Source organism: Streptomyces sp. NPDC014734 (assembly GCF_043083325.1).
In the GTDB taxonomy this organism is placed as follows: Bacteria; Actinomycetota; Actinomycetes; order Streptomycetales; family Streptomycetaceae; genus Streptomyces.
Genome location: NZ_JBIBYN010000003.1, coordinates 258,635 through 274,772, shown reverse-complemented (window position 1 = coordinate 274,772; position 16,138 = coordinate 258,635). Strand labels below are relative to the sequence as shown.

At 70.8% G+C, this 16,138-nt stretch carries 14 protein-coding genes; 8 read left to right on the top strand and 6 right to left on the bottom strand.

What is annotated here, in order from left to right; translation table 11 throughout:
* The first annotated feature begins 47 nt into the window (after positions 1 to 47).
* The 3 genes from ACF1CT_RS07710 (at position 48) to ACF1CT_RS07700 (ending at position 3,012) form a co-directional block, all read left to right on the top strand.
* Positions 48 to 887 carry a carbohydrate ABC transporter permease gene (locus ACF1CT_RS07710; protein WP_391783061.1) on the top strand — a complete coding sequence of 280 codons (840 nt, stop codon included), beginning with the start codon at positions 48 to 50 and terminating at the stop codon, positions 885 to 887.
* A gap of 149 nt (positions 888 to 1,036) precedes the next feature.
* Positions 1,037 to 2,407, top strand: coding sequence for a GH1 family beta-glucosidase (locus ACF1CT_RS07705; RefSeq protein ID WP_391782858.1), 1,371 nt, complete (start codon positions 1,037 to 1,039; stop codon positions 2,405 to 2,407).
* Positions 2,408 to 2,607: 200 nt separating this feature from the next.
* Entirely contained in the window at positions 2,608 to 3,012 is a 405-nt protein-coding gene (locus tag ACF1CT_RS07700) for a hypothetical protein (protein ID WP_391782857.1), read from the top strand.
* A gap of 497 nt (positions 3,013 to 3,509) precedes the next feature.
* On the opposite strand, the gene ACF1CT_RS07695 is transcribed toward ACF1CT_RS07700, so the two are convergent.
* The gene (locus ACF1CT_RS07695) at positions 3,510 to 4,157 is read right to left on the bottom strand and encodes a TetR/AcrR family transcriptional regulator (protein ID WP_391782856.1); all 648 of its coding nucleotides are present in this window, start codon (positions 4,155 to 4,157) and stop codon (positions 3,510 to 3,512) included.
* 89 nt (positions 4,158 to 4,246) lie between these two features.
* Between ACF1CT_RS07695 and ACF1CT_RS07690 the strand changes: the two genes are divergently transcribed.
* The gene (locus ACF1CT_RS07690; RefSeq protein ID WP_391782855.1) at positions 4,247 to 4,717 is read left to right on the top strand and encodes a hypothetical protein; all 471 of its coding nucleotides are present in this window, start codon (positions 4,247 to 4,249) and stop codon (positions 4,715 to 4,717) included.
* 152 nt (positions 4,718 to 4,869) lie between these two features.
* Here the strand turns inward: ACF1CT_RS07690 and ACF1CT_RS07685 are convergent, their stop codons facing one another.
* From ACF1CT_RS07685 to ACF1CT_RS07670, 4 genes are all read right to left on the bottom strand, one after another.
* A complete protein-coding gene (locus ACF1CT_RS07685; RefSeq protein WP_391782854.1) occupies positions 4,870 to 5,751 on the bottom strand; it encodes an alpha/beta fold hydrolase in 882 nt (293 codons plus the stop codon).
* A gap of 191 nt (positions 5,752 to 5,942) precedes the next feature.
* Complete coding sequence (locus ACF1CT_RS07680; protein ID WP_391782853.1) at positions 5,943 to 7,268, bottom strand: hypothetical protein; 1,326 nt, start codon at positions 7,266 to 7,268, stop codon at positions 5,943 to 5,945.
* Positions 7,265 to 9,481: a hypothetical protein gene (locus ACF1CT_RS07675; RefSeq protein WP_391782852.1), complete on the bottom strand. Its 2,217-nt coding sequence runs from the start codon at positions 9,479 to 9,481 to the stop codon at positions 7,265 to 7,267. Before ACF1CT_RS07675 ends, ACF1CT_RS07680 begins: the two co-directional genes overlap by 4 nt.
* Positions 9,482 to 9,585: 104 nt before the next feature.
* The gene (locus tag ACF1CT_RS07670; RefSeq protein WP_391782851.1) at positions 9,586 to 10,446 is read right to left on the bottom strand and encodes a hypothetical protein; all 861 of its coding nucleotides are present in this window, start codon (positions 10,444 to 10,446) and stop codon (positions 9,586 to 9,588) included.
* A 417-nt stretch (positions 10,447 to 10,863) separates the two neighbouring features.
* Here ACF1CT_RS07670 and ACF1CT_RS07665 point away from each other — a divergent pair, with 417 nt between their 5' ends.
* Entirely contained in the window at positions 10,864 to 11,499 is a 636-nt protein-coding gene (locus ACF1CT_RS07665) for a class I SAM-dependent methyltransferase (protein WP_391782850.1), read from the top strand.
* A 51-nt stretch (positions 11,500 to 11,550) separates the two neighbouring features.
* Here ACF1CT_RS07665 and ACF1CT_RS07660 read toward each other — a convergent pair whose 3' ends face one another.
* On the bottom strand, positions 11,551 to 12,324 hold the full coding sequence (locus tag ACF1CT_RS07660; protein ID WP_391782849.1) for an SMI1/KNR4 family protein: 774 nt from the start codon (positions 12,322 to 12,324) through the stop codon (positions 11,551 to 11,553).
* Between the two features lie 350 nt (positions 12,325 to 12,674).
* Here ACF1CT_RS07660 and ACF1CT_RS07655 point away from each other — a divergent pair, with 350 nt between their 5' ends.
* The 3 genes from ACF1CT_RS07655 to ACF1CT_RS07645 are packed head-to-tail and all read left to right on the top strand — an operon-like array spanning position 12,675 to position 15,950.
* The gene (locus ACF1CT_RS07655; RefSeq protein ID WP_391782848.1) at positions 12,675 to 13,430 is read left to right on the top strand and encodes a (5-formylfuran-3-yl)methyl phosphate synthase; all 756 of its coding nucleotides are present in this window, start codon (positions 12,675 to 12,677) and stop codon (positions 13,428 to 13,430) included.
* Between the two features lie 7 nt (positions 13,431 to 13,437).
* Positions 13,438 to 14,844 (top strand): aldehyde dehydrogenase family protein, encoded by a 1,407-nt coding sequence (locus tag ACF1CT_RS07650; protein ID WP_391782847.1) that lies wholly within the window; start codon positions 13,438 to 13,440, stop codon positions 14,842 to 14,844.
* A gap of 2 nt (positions 14,845 to 14,846) precedes the next feature.
* Entirely contained in the window at positions 14,847 to 15,950 is a 1,104-nt protein-coding gene (locus ACF1CT_RS07645) for an NAD(P)-dependent alcohol dehydrogenase (protein ID WP_391782846.1), read from the top strand.
* Positions 15,951 to 16,138: the final 188 nt, after the last annotated feature.

Below are 16,138 nucleotides of genomic sequence, written 5' to 3'. Positions count from 1 at the left end.
TGACCGGAAACACCCGGCCGTCCGGAGGCCCCCGGCCCCGCTCGCCCATGGCGGCACCCCGCTCCTTCCTCTGGAGCCGACGGATCTTCCTCACCCTGCTCACCGGCTTCGTGCTGCTGCCGGTGTACGTGATGGTCTCCAGCTCCCTCAAACCGCTGGCGGACGTCTCGGGGAAATTCCGGTGGATCCCCTCCGGGCTGACCCTCGCCCCGTACGTCGACATCTGGAAGACGGTTCCGCTCGCCGACTACTTCGTGAACTCACTGATCGTCGCGGGGGCCGCGACCGTCTGCTCGGTCACCATCGCGGTCTTCGCCGCGTACGCGGTCAGCCGGTACTCCTTCCGCGGCAAACGGGCCTTCACCGTGACGGTCCTGTCGACACAGATGTTCCCCGGCATCCTCTTCCTGCTGCCGCTCTTCCTCATCTACGTCAACATCGGCAACGCCACCGGCATCGCGCTCTTCGGCTCGCGCGGCGGTCTGATCCTCACCTACATGACGTTCTCGCTGCCGTTCTCCATCTGGATGCTCATCGGCTACTTCGACTCGGTACCGCGCGACCTCGACGAGGCCGCCGAGGTCGACGGCTGCGGCCCTCTCGGCGCACTCCTCCGTGTCGTCGTGCCCGCCGCGATCCCCGGCATCGTCGCCGTGGCCGTCTACGCCTTCATGACCGCCTGGGGCGAGGTCCTCTTCGCCTCCGTCATGACCAACGACACCACCCGGACCCTCGCCGTCGGCCTCCAGGGCTACGCCACCCAGAACGACGTCTACTGGAACCAGGTGATGGCCGCCTCCCTCGTGGTGAGCGTGCCCGTCGTCGCCGGGTTCCTGCTCCTCCAGCGCTACCTCGTCACCGGCCTCACCGCGGGCGCGGTCAAGTGACGCGCTCCCGCAGGCCCTCCCCGTTTCCCGAAAGGCTCCCCATGCCCGGTCCCGTGCCAGACCCCTCCTCCGAGCCGACGTCCGTTCCCGCGCCCGGTCCCTCGTCCGGCTCCCGGTCAGGGCCGACGTCCGGGCCGACGTCCGATTCCGTGCCCGGCTCCTGGGCCGACCTCATCGACCTTGCCGCGTTCCCGCGCGACTTCGCCTGGGGGACGGCCACGTCCGCCTACCAGATCGAGGGCGCCGTCACCGAGGACGGCCGCGGTGCCTCCATCTGGGACACCTTCTCGCGCGTCCCCGGAGCCGTCGACAACGCCGACCACGGTGACACCGCCTGCGACCACTACCACCGCTGGCCCCAGGACATCGCCCTCATGAAGGAACTCGGCACCGACGCCTACCGGTTGTCCGTCGCCTGGCCGCGTGTCCTCCCCGGCGGCGACGGGCCCGTCAACACGGCCGGACTCGACTTCTACGACCGGCTCGTCGACGGACTCCTCGACGCCGGAATCACCCCCTCCGTCACCCTCTACCACTGGGACCTGCCGCAGGCGCTCCAGGACCGCGGCGGCTGGACCGTGCGCGAGACCGCCGAACACCTCGCCGCGTACGCCTCCGTCGTCGCCGAACGGCTCGGCGACCGGGTCACCCGGTGGGCCACCCTCAACGAACCGCTCTGCTCCGGATGGATCGGCCACCTGGAGGGGCGGATGGCCCCGGGGCTGACCGACCTCACGGCGGCCGTCCGCGCCTCGTACCACCTCCTGCTCTCCCACGGCCTGGCGACGCAGGCCGTCCGTGCCGCGGCGCCGGGCGCACGGATCGGCCTGGTCACCAACCACTCGACCGTCGCGCCCGCCTCGACGCGGCCCGAGGACGTCGAGGCCGCCGCGCGCATGGACGGCCACACCAACCGCTGGTGGCTCGACCCGGTGTACGGCTGCGGCTTCCCCGCCGACATGCGCGAGCTGTACGGGATCGAGCTCCCCGAGCGGCCCGGGGACCCGGAGACGATCGCCGCCCCGTTGGACTGGCACGGCCTCAACTACTACTTTCCGGTCACCGTCGCCGACGACCCGGCGGGCCCCGTCCCGTACGCCCGCGAGATCCGCCTCCCCGACGTGCCCCGCACCGGCATGGACTGGCAGATCGACGCCGGCGGCCTGGAGGCGTTCCTGCTGCGGCTCACCGAGGACTACGGTGTGCGCCGCCTGTACGTCACCGAGAACGGTTCGGCCTTCCCCGACACCGTCGGCCCCGACGGCCGGATCCACGATCCCGAGCGCACCCGCTACCTGGAACAGCACCTCGCCGCCTGCGCGGGAGCCCTGCGGAAGGGGGCTCCGCTCGCCGGGTACTACGCCTGGTCGCTGCTCGACAACTTCGAATGGGCCTACGGCTACGACAAGCGCTTCGGGCTGGTCCACGTCGACTACGCGACGCAGCGGCGGACCGTGAAGACGAGCGGACGACGGTACGCGGACATCATCCGGGCGCACCGGGAGACCACTTCCGGCTGACTCCGGAACGGCGGTGAACGACGGAGAGTGTTCGATGCCCGCGGCCGGGTGATCCGCTGTTCCGGATACCGGATGCCGAGGGATCCGGTCGGGTGGTTCGAAGGCGGTGTCGGACCGGTGGTACCGAGAGCCCTTCACCCGTGTGGGCAGGATTCCTCCCGCAACAACCGGATTCTTCCGTCGCTCAGAAGAGGTATCCCATGAAACTCGTCGTCCGGACCGGGCTCGCCGCGGTGGCGGCGGTCGCTGCCGCCGCAGCGGTTGTCGCCCCCGCCTCCACCGCCGTCGCCACCGAGAACACCCGGGTGGCGGCCGGTGCGCACACAGTCGCCGCGAACCCCAAGGCGATCAAACCGGCCGCGTACAACCAGGCCCGGAGCATCCTCGCCGGCGCCGGGAGCCGGACGGCGGCCAAGTCGCATCCCGTTCACGGGAGGGACGATGTGCCGGTCGGCCACGGAACCAACCTGCTGGCCGCGGCGCGCGACGAGTTCCGGCAGGCCGACAAGGGTCTTCCGTCGAAGCAGAAGAAGTCGGACATGTCGATGCGGCACTACGACGCGATTCACGGCGCGGCGAAGACGATGGGCATCGACAGGTGGTGACGCGGTAGAAGCCGCCGCGCGGCGAGCCCCCGTTCCGGCCCATGGGGATCGGCGCCGGCCGGGGGCGGGTGCGGCCGGAGAGGTACGGCGGATTCCGGGGCCCGGCGGTCCGACGCCCCGCCTCACGCGTCGGGCCGCGCGTAGTCGGGCAAGCACCGACGCCGAGTGGGCCGCGCGTCCTTCCACGGGCGACTCGGCGAGTCTGCGGAGATGCCGGAGTGCGGGAAGCACGACGAAGCCCTTCCCCGGTGGGGGAAGGGCTTCGTGTTCGAGCGCCGGGCAGGCCTTGCACCTGCATTTCCCCGCAGGAAGCGGGGCGTCTTTCCTTGGACCACCAACGCACCGTCAGTCACCGCGAGTTGCGGCGGACTGCCAAGATCAACTATAGCGCATGCGGGCAGTGGCCGATCCGGGCCCAGGTGTGACGGCGGCGCCGCGGCCCGGTGTTCCGGTGGCCCGCCGTCGATCCGGGCCGAACGGGGCGTCGGCCGCACCGCTCACCGGGCCCCGTCCCCGGCGGCCCGGTTCCGGATTCCGTCGAGCACGGTGTCGAGGATCCGGTCGAACTCCGACACGGACCCGAAGCCGGTCTGCAGGGGGGCGAGGGCGGCCATGGTCGGGAACGCGGCGGGGTCGATCGAGGGCATGGCCTCGGAGCCGTCGGCTTCGCCGCTGAGGACCGCCAACAGGTATCCGTTGAGGAAGCCGAACAGCAACAGGGGTGCGTCCGCGACCAGTTGGTCGGGCAGGCCGGCCTCGCGCATCGCGGTGACCAACTCCTCCAGGGCGCTGAGGGCCACCGGCGAGGTCTGGGCGCGTGTGGTCAGCAGCGGGAACACCCGGGGGTGGCGGTAGGCCATGCTCCGGTAGCCGTGAGCCGTCCGGCGGGCGATCCGTTCCCAGTCGTGCGTCGTGTCGTCCGAGGTGTCGGCGACCTCGGTGAGCACGGCCTCGGACACCGCGTCCAGCAGTGCCGCCTTGCCCTTGACGTGGTGGTAGATCGACATCGGGTCGACCCCGAGTTCATCCGCGAGACGCCGTACCCCGAAGCGTTCCAGCCCGTCCCGGTCGACGAGGGCGACGGCTGTGGCGGCGATGCGCTCACGGCTGAGCCCCGCCGAGGTGCCCTGGGCCCGTCCGGCCACGTTCCACTCCTCGTCCTTGTCAAACCTACGTCGTAGATCATACCGTGCGAGAGGAAACCTACGCCGTAGGGTTGAAGAAGGGAACAGTCATGGCCACCATCACCAACCGCCCGCCGTCGGCAGACGGAAGGCGCTCCACCGCGATGTATGTCGGACTGGCGCTGACAGCACTGGCCGCGCTCGCGCCGCTGCTCGACATCGCCACCGTCGACACCCTGTCCGGCCATGTCCGCGACGCGTACCCGGACTGGGGGCCGGACGATGTGGCGGCCGACCGCAACGCGATCGCGATCTACCTCGTCGGCACGGGCGTCCTGGGGACCCTCCTGTGGCTGCTGACGATCCGGGGCATCACGGCCGGTAGGCGCTGGGCCCGCGCCGTGACCACCACGGCCTTCGCCGCGGGCATGTCGGTGGCGCTGATGAACCTCGGTCTGGGAGGCGAGAAGTACGACGTCATCGTGCCGTACGCGTACGGCATGACGACGCTGCTTCCCTGCGTCGCCGGGCTCGTCGTTCTGGTGTCGGTCTGGCGTCACCGACCGGCCCCGCGCGCATGAGATCGGCCCTGTGCCCTCCCCGGCACAGGGAGCCTCCTGGCACAGGGGACCCTTCCCGGTACAGGGACCCTTCCCGGTACAGGGACCCTTCCCGGTACAGGGAGGTCTTTCCGGTACCGGGAGGTCTTTCCGGCACAGGGAGGGGGTGGTGCTCAGCGGGTGTGCGCGTCCAGGGCGTCGATGATCTCGGGCCAGAGCTCCCGGGGGCGGTCGTGCCCCATGTCGGGGATCAGCAGGAGCTTCGCCCCGGGCACCAGATCGGCGGTGCGCCTCCCCCCACTGGGGTCGATCAGCGTGTCGTCCAGACCATGGATCACCAGGGTCGGCACGCCGAGCCCGCGAAGCGCGTCGGCGCGTGAACCACCGAGGATCATCGCCCCGAGCTGCCGCCCGACTCCGGCCGGGTAGTGGGCGCGGTCGTAGCTCTCGGCAGCCAGCTCACGAAGGAGCGCGGGGTCGCCGTAGCGTTTCGAGCACCACACCAGCTCCCGCTCCGCCGCCGCGACGTACCCCTCGCGATCCGGTGGCTTCGGGCCGAAGAGCACGGCTTGGGCCTCGGCGCCGGGCCGGCCGTAATCGGGCTCGCCGGTCGAGGACATCATCGACGTCAGGGTGAGTACGCGCGTCGGCCGGCTGACCGCCATCGTCTGGGCGATCATGCCGCCCATCGAGGACCCGACCACGTGAGCGCGCTCGATTCCGAGCGCGGTGAGCAGGCCGAGGCCGTCGTCGGCCATGTCCTGGAGGGTGTAGGGCACCATCGAGAGGGCCGACGAGATGTCCCCCGACGTCACGGCTTCGACGAACCTGCCGATGTCGACGGGGTGATCGTCGAACTTCGTCGACAGCCCGCAGTCGCGGTTGTCGTACCGGATCACATGGCGTCCACGCTCCGCCAGCGCCCGGCAGAAGTCCTCGTGCCAGGCGATCATCTGAGCGCTGAAACCCATCACGAGGAGGACAGTGGGATCGGAGGGATCGCCGAAGGTCTCATACGCGATGGACACTCCGGGCGAGGCTTCGACAGTTGGCATCCCGGAAGTGTTCCAGCACCGCCCACCTGCACGCATCCGAGTATCCGCGTGGCGCCCAGCACGCCGCCGAGGCCCGTCGGAAGGGGCCCGTCGGAAGGGGCCCGTCCGGCGAGCCGGACGACCATGCCCCGCCCTCCACCTGCGCGGCGCCGTCGCGGTGCCGTGGACGAACCAGGGTTTCGCCGTCGATGTCACCCACCCGGATACTGCCCGTATCCCTGTCCGAGGTACGGCGGTGGCGGGGCGTACGGGTACGCGCGATTTCCTGCCATGGCGAACCAGGCATTCGAGCCCCGCAGGACCAGCAGGACGAAGACCGCGATGCACCCGAGGACCGCGAGAGCCGTGGTCAGGTAGACGGCCTGGTAAGCCCATGGGGGGTAGATCTGGGTGAAGCTGGGGAACGAGTCCTGGTAATGCCCCGCCCCCATACTCTCCTTGAGCCGCTGGGACTCCTCCGCGAGCCGGTTCATGGTGGCCTGTGAGCTCGCGGTCAGGAGGCCCCGGCCCGTGGCCAGTGCCGCGAACAGCGCGGCGGCGACGAGTGTCATGGTGCGTGCCCACGGCCGGGGCGACCGGATGGCGAGTGCCAGGCCGATCAGAAGCGCTGCGACGGCCACCAAGACCACGACAACGATGATGGTCGGTCCTGCGGCAGTGTCCGGGAGGCGGGGAAAGGCCACGTCGATGCCGTACGGAGCCGCTTGTTTCTTCATGGCCCGTTGGTAGTCGCCGAGCCAGTTCAGTATGGCCCGGTACGTCTGGATCTCCACGACGGCGGCTACGAGGGCGACGACCGCGATGCCCACCAGAACGGTCATGGCCGTGGTGACGGCGACCGGCCGACGTGCGTCCTGGAGTGTCGGCGGTGGCGGCGGCCAGTAGGGGGGAGGTGGTGCCTGGCTGGGAGGGGGCGGCAGGTAGGCGGGAGGGGGCGGCTGGTCGGTGTGGGCGGGAGGGTGGCTGGGCAGTGGGGGAGTCGGTGGGGGAGTCGGTGGTGGCATGAATGGGGGACGCTCGCTCCGGCGGGCCGACGGGGCGGCGCGGAAGTACCCGTGGGAAGAGGGCAGCGCCAGCAGGGTGACCGAACCGAGCGTCAGCAGCAGCATCCCGACGGACACGATCCGGGTCATGTTGCCGTACCAGGGCACGGAGTCGTAGGAGTCGACGGTGAGCAGCGCGACGTCGAAGCAGACGGACAGTCCGCCAACGACCCAGGTCGTCACCCGGGCCCCCTGCCGTCCCCGTCCGTCGAGCAGGGACAGCAACAGGCAGACACCGCCGAACACGATCGTGAGCACGGCGAACGCGGTCAGCCCATACGCGGCAAGGTCCCCCGCCGCGCCATCGGCGGCCTCCTCGCTCCGATGGTGGCTGAACTCGGGGATGACGAAGAACGTGCCGACCGAGGAGACCAGGGCCAGCGCGGCCACCCCGGCGAACAGGTAGCTCGCCGCGAACACGGCGCCCGGTGGTGCCGGTGTCGCCAGTGGCCGTTCCACCCTTGTCGTGGTCATCGGCCCGCCCCCGTCGACGAGCTCTCCCGGCGGCGCCACCACAGCACGCCGCCCGTCACGAGCCAGGCGGTCAGCGGCACCGCCCCCAGCACGTAGAACAGGGGCTTCGACGTTGACGGTTCCGGACTGGCGAAGGCCTCGGCATAGGGCACGGCGGTGGTCTGACCGCCGAGCCACACGTCACTTCCCGCATCGCTCGGCGCGTCCAGCGAGTCGCGCGCCGTGGCCTTCAGCGCGGCGTGCTCCTTGGCGAACTCGGTGGCACTCAGCCGGTTCTGGTCGATCCGGGTGAAGTCCACCCCGCCGTAGACGTAGGTGCTGGTGTAGACGACGTTGCCCTTGGTGGTGGTGCGCTTCACCTTGAACTCGCCGTTCCTGTACGACTGGACGTAGCGGTCGAAGACCTCGCGGGGCGTCCACTTCTCCCGGGAGACCCAGCGGCTGATGTCTCCCTTGCCGATGAGGTCCGAGTACGCGGTGTGCTTGGCGGCGCTGCGCTTGCGGAACCACTCGGCGGCGACCCGGCTGGCGTAGACCCGGCGCAGGTCGGCGTACTCGGGCGCGGAATTCACCGCCTTCTGGACCTGCGGCAGGATCGTCTCGCGGTACACCGACTCGTTGTGCCGGGTGCTTGCCTCGTCCTGCTGACTGCAGCCGGTGTCACCACCGACGCCCGGGGTCTTGATGACCTCCGACTCCATCTTCACCAGCATCGGTGCGTCCAGGATGTACAACTCGTTGCCGTTGTCGCGGACGGTTGCTGTGTCGGGCACGATCCACTGCCTCATGGAGACGCACTTGCTGTCACCCCGCAGCGAGTCCCAGTACTTCTTGCCGCCCGGAGTGTTCGGATGGATGAACTTCGCCACCGACTTCTTCATCGCCAGGTCGGCCTCCAGCAGCACCCGCCCCGCGTCGGTCCTGCCGAACTTCTCGTCGATGATCCGCTCCGGTTCGTCCGGGTTGAGATTGACGGTGAACGCGGACGACGGGAGTTCCAGCCAGACGAAGAACGAGTCCGAGGCGAGCCGTGCGGCGCGTCGGCCGCCGAAGGACTGCTCGTCCGCCGGAAGGGCGTCTGCCTTGAACGCGTACTGCACGCCGGAGCCGTTGTGATAGGTGTCGGAGACGTAGCGCAGCTCCAGTGTCGAGAAGTCGACGCCGCCCAGATCCTCGGCCAGCTCGGGGTGGCCGGATTCCGCGGCGAGTTGCTTTCCGACCTCGCGCATTTCGGCGGCCTCCTCCGGGGTGTCCCCGGAGTCGGCGATCTCCGCCGGCGCCGCGGCCGGGGCCTGATACTGGTCCGGGGCGCGCAGGGTGTCGTCGGCAGCCGCGCCGCCCTGAGGACCGCCGCTCTGAGGACCGCCCTTGGGCGTGCCGCCGCCGTCGGGACCGCCGCCGTCGGGACCGCTGCCGTCCGGACCGGTCGTGAACTGGTCGTTCGGGTCGGGCGGCGGACCGCCCGGGTTGATCACTCTCTTCTGCGCCGGTACCACGACGTAATCGATACCGGCCTCCTTGAGCAGCCTCTTGGACCTGTTGCTCGGCTGGACAGCGAAGACGTACACCAGCCGCCGGGGGTTGACCTTCCCCCGCTCGGCTTCGACGAACGCCTTGTCCCGTGCCAGTTCCTTTTCGATGATGCCGCTGCCGGACTTGAGCTCGTAGTACAGGCCGAGTTCCACGTTGGCCAAGTCGTAGTAGCGGTTCACCTCAGGGACGTGCAACTCGGTCTGCCAGCCGTGGTTCGCACCGAGCTTGAGCCGTTCCACGACGTGCTGGACGTAGGCTTTGCCCTGGTAGTCGTTGCCCTGAGCCGGAAGGAACTTCACGAGCCAGGCGTGCCAGGGCAACACCTTGCTGGGCCGCTTGCCCACGGGATTGTCGAGGTACTTGTTGAGCTCCTTGGCCTTGTCCCGCTGGTATTCCTGCCACCGTTTCATGGCGTGCTGCCACGTGCCCGGAACCTCGGCCCTCTGGTCCAGCATCGCCGCCGCCACCTCGTGGGCCTTCGGCTGTGCTCGACCACGCAGCCACTCGGAGGGGTTCAGGTACTCGTATGTCTGCTTCGGGCCCAAGGCCGGACGGGACCCGCCCGGCAGTGTGTCCGGATCCGGCGCGGGCCCGTCGAAACTGGGCAGCGGCACCGGCTTCGGCGCGGCCACTCCCGGGCCCGCCCAGCCGAGCGGCCCGCACAGCGCCGCCAGAGTCACCGCGACCAACCACGTTCGAGCCCGACGACGTCCGCTCACAACCAACTCCCCCCGCAGGCAAAGGCGGTGGACAACCTAGTACCAGATGCCCAAGGGAGACAGGCTCAAGTGAGCCGATCGTAGACGCGACGAAGCACACCCGGCTCACGGTCGGCGATCGCGACCTGGAGCAGCAGGAACGGCACCGCGACCGTCCCGTCCGGGATCAGCTGGTCCAGGAAGGGGCGCCCGATGAACATGTTGTCCCCGTCCGGTTCACCGGGGTGGTAGCACCACCGCGCGCGCATCGCCGGCCGCAGCACTTCGCCGAGGTACCAGGAGGCGCCCTCGGCGAATTCCGGGTGCGCCGCCAACTCATCCGGCCCGGAAACCCGTTGGCGCGCCGCCGTCTCTAGCTCGTCCAGGGACCTCTGGCTGAAGTCCCAGAGCCCGGGCCGCTCCGCGTACGCGGCAAGCCAGGCCGGCAGCCCTGCCGCACGCTTCGCCAACCACTCGTCCAGGTACGGCGAGTCGAAGGCGGTCAGCTCACTGTCGAGGCCGGGGGTCGGCTGCTTGCTCGGCGTCCAGCAAGGTACCGCTGCCTGCTTGTCGGCGACCGCCCGCTCCAGTTCCCGCCGGCTCCGGCCGAACTCGCCGCCGTCTCGACGCCGCCGCGCCCGCTCGACCAGCTCCGCCGGGCAGACCGCCGACAGACCGAGCTCCGGGTCCGGTACCACGACGGGCAGACCGCGCAGCTCATCCCAGGCCCAGCACCCGCCGGCCGCCGACAGCAGAGCCTCCCCCAGGTATCCGGCCACCCGCTCCATGAAGTCCGCCCCGGGCCCGGTCCGGGCGACCAGCTCCGCCTCCAGCCGCGCCAGCGACGTCGGCGAGAAATCCGTCAGTGAGCCGTCCGGCCACTCGAAGTCCACCAGGCCGGCCAGCCGAGGCTGCATACTCTCCAGCCAGTCCTCCAACGGATCCACGGCAACTCCCACCAGTCGATCTGCGGAGCCCCGCAGGTTCCGAACCCATCGTCCGTCGTGAACGCCGTCGCGCGCAATGATCCGCTGTCGGATCTTCAGGCCGTGCAGCACCGCACGGCGCACCCGGCGCGGCGGGACCGGGGGAGAGGGGACCAGCCCGGAGCGCCGATCCGTGCGCACGGGGCAGCAGCGGGGATATGCGGCGGACGCATCGGACCCTTCCACGGTCTTGTCGAGGAGGGATGAGGCGGTGTCATCCGGCTCGGCCGGACGAGGCAGGGGGCCGGACGCGGTGCTCGCGCCGGACGGACTGCGGGAAGCCACTGGCCGGGGCCCGGGACGATCAGTCCTGAGGGCAAGCACCGGAACGGGGCCGGAGAACGGCCGCGAACGGGCGCGGGTGTTAGTTTCCTTCCCGTGTCGAGACATCAGGACGAGACCAGGGCTGCCTACGACGGAATCGTCGACCTGTATGCCTCGATGTTCACCAGTCGGTTGGAGACGCGGCCGTTCGCGCGGAACATGATCGGCACCTTCGCCGAGCTCGTGCGTGCCACGGGGAACCCGCGGGTGGCCGACGTCGGGTGCGGCCCCGGTCATCTGACGGCCATGCTGCACGACTTGGGGCTGGACGCCTTCGGGCTCGACCTCTCCCCGGCCATGGTCGACCACGCTCGGCGGACCCATCCTGCGTTGCGGTTCGACGAAGCGCGAATGGAAGCCCTGGCCGTCGAGGACGGCTCACTCGGCGGAGTACTGGCCCACTACTCGATGATCCATACCCCACCTGGGGAATTGCCCGCGCTGCTTGCCGAGCAGGTGCGTGTCCTGGCACCAGGGGGCCTGCTCCTGGTGTCCTTCTTCGGGACCGAGGGACCGGAGCCGGCCCGCTTCGACCACAAGGTGACGCCCGCCTACAGCTGGCCGGTGGACCGGTTCGCCGAGCTGCTGGCCGGGGCCGGGCTCGTCACGATTGCCCGGCTGCTCCACGACCCGGCGTCCGAGCGGGGCTTCCTCGACGCCCATGTGCTGGCCCGCCGCCCGCACGCGTGAACAGGAGCGGCCGGGCTCGGCAGGCCGGAACGGAGCCCGGTCGGCCCCCGGTCAGCCCCCGGTGTCGGCTCCCGAGGCCAGCCAGCCGAGAAGGTCGTCGGTCACCCACTCGCCGACGCCGGGACTGTCGATGTCGCTGTCGCCCGCACCGAGGTCGAGGCTGTGGACGGACGCCCGGTGTCCGTCGCCGCGACGCATGAACAGGCCCCGCCCGCCGCTGTCGTCGCCGATGAGTACCCAGTCCGGCTGGTACGTGCTCACCTCGTAGGTCTCGTTGCGTTCGAGGATGTCCAGCGGGCTGTAGACCTGGACACCGTTCGGGAGGAGGACACCGGGCGTGGACCGCCAGAGCCGGGCCAGCGCGGGCACGGGGGCGTCGCCGAGCCCGGCGGACCGTGCCACGTGCAGCGTCAGGAAGCCCGCGAACGAGTCCGCCACCAGTTCTTCCGCTCCGCGGTGGCGGTCACGTCGGATCACCGCGTGCTCCGCACCCGCACGCGACTCCGCGGAACGGCCGGGGGTGAAGTGGTAGGTGCCGTCGCCGTCCGGTTCGCTGTAGAAACAGAGCCGGCCGTCGTCGAGGCGCCACCCGGCGGTGAGATCGTCGGTGCCCCGCTCGCCGGGTGGGGCGAGCGCCGCGAGCGGCTCGCCGTCGAGCTCGCCGTCGTTGTACTCGGCCAGCCACCACCGGTACGACGGCGCGAACGGGCCCAGGGCCGACTCGGCCGAGCGGATCCACTCCTCCGGCGCACCGCGTCCGGGCCGCGTGACGATCGTGGACGACGCGTCGATCAATGCGCGAAGGAGCACGAGGTCGGGAGGCACGGCTGCGAGTCTGTCACACGGCCCCTCCCGCACTGGCGGGGGAAGCCGTGACGTGCCCCGTCCGCTGCCAACGCGTTCTCCGCCCACTGCCAACGCGTGTTCTCCGCCCACTGCCAACGAGCTCTCCGTCCACTGCCCTGCACGCCGGGTTCGCGCCCGCGACGCCGGGTCGGCGCTGGTTCGAACCGGCGTGCACGGCGCATCGGGTACGGCGTAAGAGCACCGGTCGGGCTTTGCGCGCCCTACCCGTGGTGACGGGCCCTGGGAATGATGAGCTGACCGCAAGGGATCCAGACGACACCGCACACCTGCCGCTCGGCCAGGTGAATTCGCGGTGGAAGGAGTCCACATTGTTGCTTCTCGTATCCCCGGACGGCATCGAGGAAGCCCTCGACTGCGCGAAGGCGGCGGAGCACCTCGACATCGTCGACGTCAAGAAGCCCGATGAGGGGTCGCTCGGCGCGAACTTCCCGTGGGTCATCAAGGAGATCCGTGACGTGGTCCCGGCGGACAAGCCGGTGTCCGCCACCGTGGGAGACGTGCCGTACAAGCCCGGCACGGTGGCCCAGGCGGCGCTCGGCGCGGTGGTCTCCGGAGCTACGTACATCAAGGTCGGTCTCTACGGATGCACCACGCCCGAACAGGCCATCGACGTCATGCGGGGGGTCGTCCGGGCGGTGAAGGACCACCGCCCGGACGCGTTCGTCGTTGCCTCGGGCTACGCCGACGCCCACCGGATCGGCTGCGTCAACCCGCTGGCACTGCCCGACATCGCCCTCCGCTCCGGCGCCGACGCGGCCATGCTCGACACCGCTGTCAAGGACGGGACCCGGCTGTTCGACCACGTCCCGCCGGAGGCCTGTGCGGAGTTCGTCCGACGGGCCCACGGGGCCGGGCTGCTCGCCGCCCTCGCGGGCAGTGTGCAGGCGGCGGACCTCGGCACGCTGACCCGCATCGGCACGGACATCGTGGGGGTGCGCGGGGCGGTCTGCGAGCGGGGCGACCGCACCACCGGAAGGATTCAGCCGCCACTGGTGGCCGCCTTCCGGGCGGAGATGGACCGGCACGCCCGGGAACACACGGCTGCCGTCACGGCGGCGAGCTGAGCGCGGCATGGCGACAGGCCGGCCCCGGCGGACGTCGCCCGGGCCCGTCGGTGACCGCTTCGCCGTTTTCGATCCGGCAACGGGCGAGGCCTTCGAGGAGGCCCCCGACCAGCGGCCGGACGAATTGGACGCCGTCGTCGGCCGGGCCCAGGAGGCCTGGCGCGGCTGGCGGACCGACCCGGGTGCCCGTGCCACCGCTCTGCTCGCGGCAGCCGACGCGGTGGAGGCCGCCGGGGCGGAGATCGCTCCTCTGCTCACCCGTGAACAGGGCAAGCCGCTGTCCGAGTCGTACGCGGAGATCGCCCGTACGGCGGCCCGCCTCCGCTACTTCGCCGAACTCGGCCCCGGGCCGCGGCCCCTCGTGGACGGTCGTCCGGTACGCAGCGAGATCCGCTGGCGACCGCTCGGGCCCGTCGCGGCGATCGTCCCGTGGAACTTTCCCCTCCAACTGGCATCGGCGAAGTTGGCGCCCGCGCTCGCCGCGGGCAACACGGTGGTGCTCAAGCCCTCCCCGTTCACGCCTCTCGCCACACGACTGCTGGGATCCGTCGTCTCCACCGCCCTCCCCGCGGACGTGCTCACGATCATCACCGGTCACGAACCCCTCGGGGCCCGCCTCGCCGCCCACCCGGGAATCCGCCATGTGACCTTCACCGGTTCGATTCCCACCGGACGGGCCGTCGCGGCGGGCGCGGCGGCGTCGCTCGGCCGCGTCACCCTGGAGCTGGGCGGCAACGACGCCGCCGTCCTGCTGGAGGACGTGGACGTGGAGCGGATCGCGGACCGGCTGTTCTGGGCGGCGTTCCGCAACTGCGGGCAGGTCTGCATGGCGGTCAAGCGCGTCTACGCGCCGAACCGGCTCTACTCCGAGGTGGTCGAGGCCCTCGCGCAGCGCGCGAAGGCCACCGTCGTCGGATCCGGCCTCGATCCGGGTACGCGGCTGGGCCCGGTCAACAACATCCCCCAACTGGCCCGGGTGGAACGCTACACGTCCCGGGCCCTGGCAGACGGTGCCCGAGCCGCGGCCGGTGGCCACCGGCTGGACCGGCCGGGCTACTTCCACGCCCCGACGATCCTGGCCGATGTCCCGCCCGACAGCCCGGTGGTGACGGAAGAACAGTTCGGTCCCGTCCTGCCGGTGCTGCCGTACCGGAGCGTCGACGAGGCCGTCGAGGCCGCCAACGACACCGGCTTCGGGCTGGGCGGCTCGGTATGGGGGACCGATCTCGACCGGGCCGAGGCGGTGGCCGACCGGCTGGAGTGCGGGACGGCGTGGATCAACCACCACGCCGAACTGTCCCTCGCCCAGCCCTTCGCGGGCATCAAGGAGAGCGGTGTCGGTGTCGCGGGAGGGCCGTGGGGGCTCTACGGGAATCTCAGGCCGTTCGTCGTGCACCGCCCGGAGGAGAGGTGACGATGAGGTTCGACGCGGCGGTACTGCGCTCGTACGACAGCCGATTCGCCATCGAGGAGGTGATCCTGAACACGGGACCGGCCGACGGCGAGGTCCTGGTCAGGATCGCGGGCTGCGGGATGTGCCGGACCGATCTCGCGGTCCGGCGTTCGGAGGGCCGCTCACCGCTGCCGGCGGTGCTCGGCCACGAGGGGGCCGGGGTCGTGGTGGAGACGGGCGGCCCGCGCACCGGCCTGAACAACGGCGACCACGTCGTGCTGAGCTTCGACTCCTGCGGGCACTGCCGGAACTGCATGGGCGCCGCCCCCGCCCACTGCGACTCCTTCGCCTCGCTCAACCTCTTCGGAGGGCGCGAGGAGAATGCCGCGCGGTTCACCGACGCGGCCGGGGACGAACTGGCCCCCCGGTGGTTCGGCCAGTCCTCGTTCGCCGAGTACGCGGTGGTTCCGGCCCGCAATGCCGTCCGGGCCGACCCCTCGCTGCCCGTCGAACTGCTCGGGCCGCTCGGCTGCGGCTTCCTCACCGGCGCCGGAGCGGTCTTCAACTCCTTCGGCGTCGGACCCGGCGACACCATCGCGGTCCTCGGCGCCGGAGCGGTGGGCCTGGCCGCGGTGATGGCGGCCGCCGTCTCCGGTGCGGTGACCGTCGCCGTCGACCGGTACCCCGAGCGACTGGCCCTCGCCGAGCGATTCGGTGCGATCCCGCTGCACGCCGAATCGGCCGATCTGCCCGGCCGCATCCGGCGACTGACCGACGGCGGCGCACAGTACGCGCTGGACACCACGGCCTCCGCCCAACTGATCAACGACACGCTCCGGGCCCTGCGCCCGACCGGCCACCTCGGCCTGGTGGCACGCCTCCGCACGGCGCTGTCGCTCGACCCGGGGGCCCTGGACCGGGGCAGGAGAATTTCCCACATCTGTGAGGGGGACGCGGTTCCCGGACTGCTGATTCCGCGGCTGACCGGGCTGTGGCAGGCCGGGCGGTTTCCCTTCGACGAACTGATCCGTACGTACCCACTCGCCGACATCAACGAGGCCGAACGCGACTGCGACGCGGGCCGCGTGGTCAAACCCGTCCTGCTTCCGGAGGGACGGGCCCGATGAGCGAGGCACTCGGGGCCACCGCCCGTCCGGTGGCCCCGGAGCTGTGTGCTGCCGGGATGCCCCCTGCGCCCAACGGGACGTTTCCCGTGCAACGGGATGTCTCCTGAGTTACGGGGCGTCCGGAGCGGTGGCGCCGTGCGTCCGCGGTTGATCCGTCATTCCCGTTTCTCGCTGTTCATGGTCTCAAC

Coding starts and splice junctions, on each gene's coding strand:
- ACF1CT_RS07710 (WP_391783061.1), top strand. CDS start 48: ATGGCGGCACCCCGCTCCTTCCTCTGGAGCCGACGGATCTTCCTCACC.
- ACF1CT_RS07700 (WP_391782857.1), top strand. CDS start 2,608: ATGAAACTCGTCGTCCGGACCGGGCTCGCCGCGGTGGCGGCGGTCGCT.
- ACF1CT_RS07690 (WP_391782855.1), top strand. CDS start 4,247: ATGGCCACCATCACCAACCGCCCGCCGTCGGCAGACGGAAGGCGCTCC.
- ACF1CT_RS07685 (WP_391782854.1), bottom strand. CDS start 5,751: ATGCCAACTGTCGAAGCCTCGCCCGGAGTGTCCATCGCGTATGAGACC.
- ACF1CT_RS07680 (WP_391782853.1), bottom strand. CDS start 7,268: ATGACCACGACAAGGGTGGAACGGCCACTGGCGACACCGGCACCACCG.
- ACF1CT_RS07650 (WP_391782847.1), top strand. CDS start 13,438: ATGGCGACAGGCCGGCCCCGGCGGACGTCGCCCGGGCCCGTCGGTGAC.
- ACF1CT_RS07645 (WP_391782846.1), top strand. CDS start 14,847: ATGAGGTTCGACGCGGCGGTACTGCGCTCGTACGACAGCCGATTCGCC.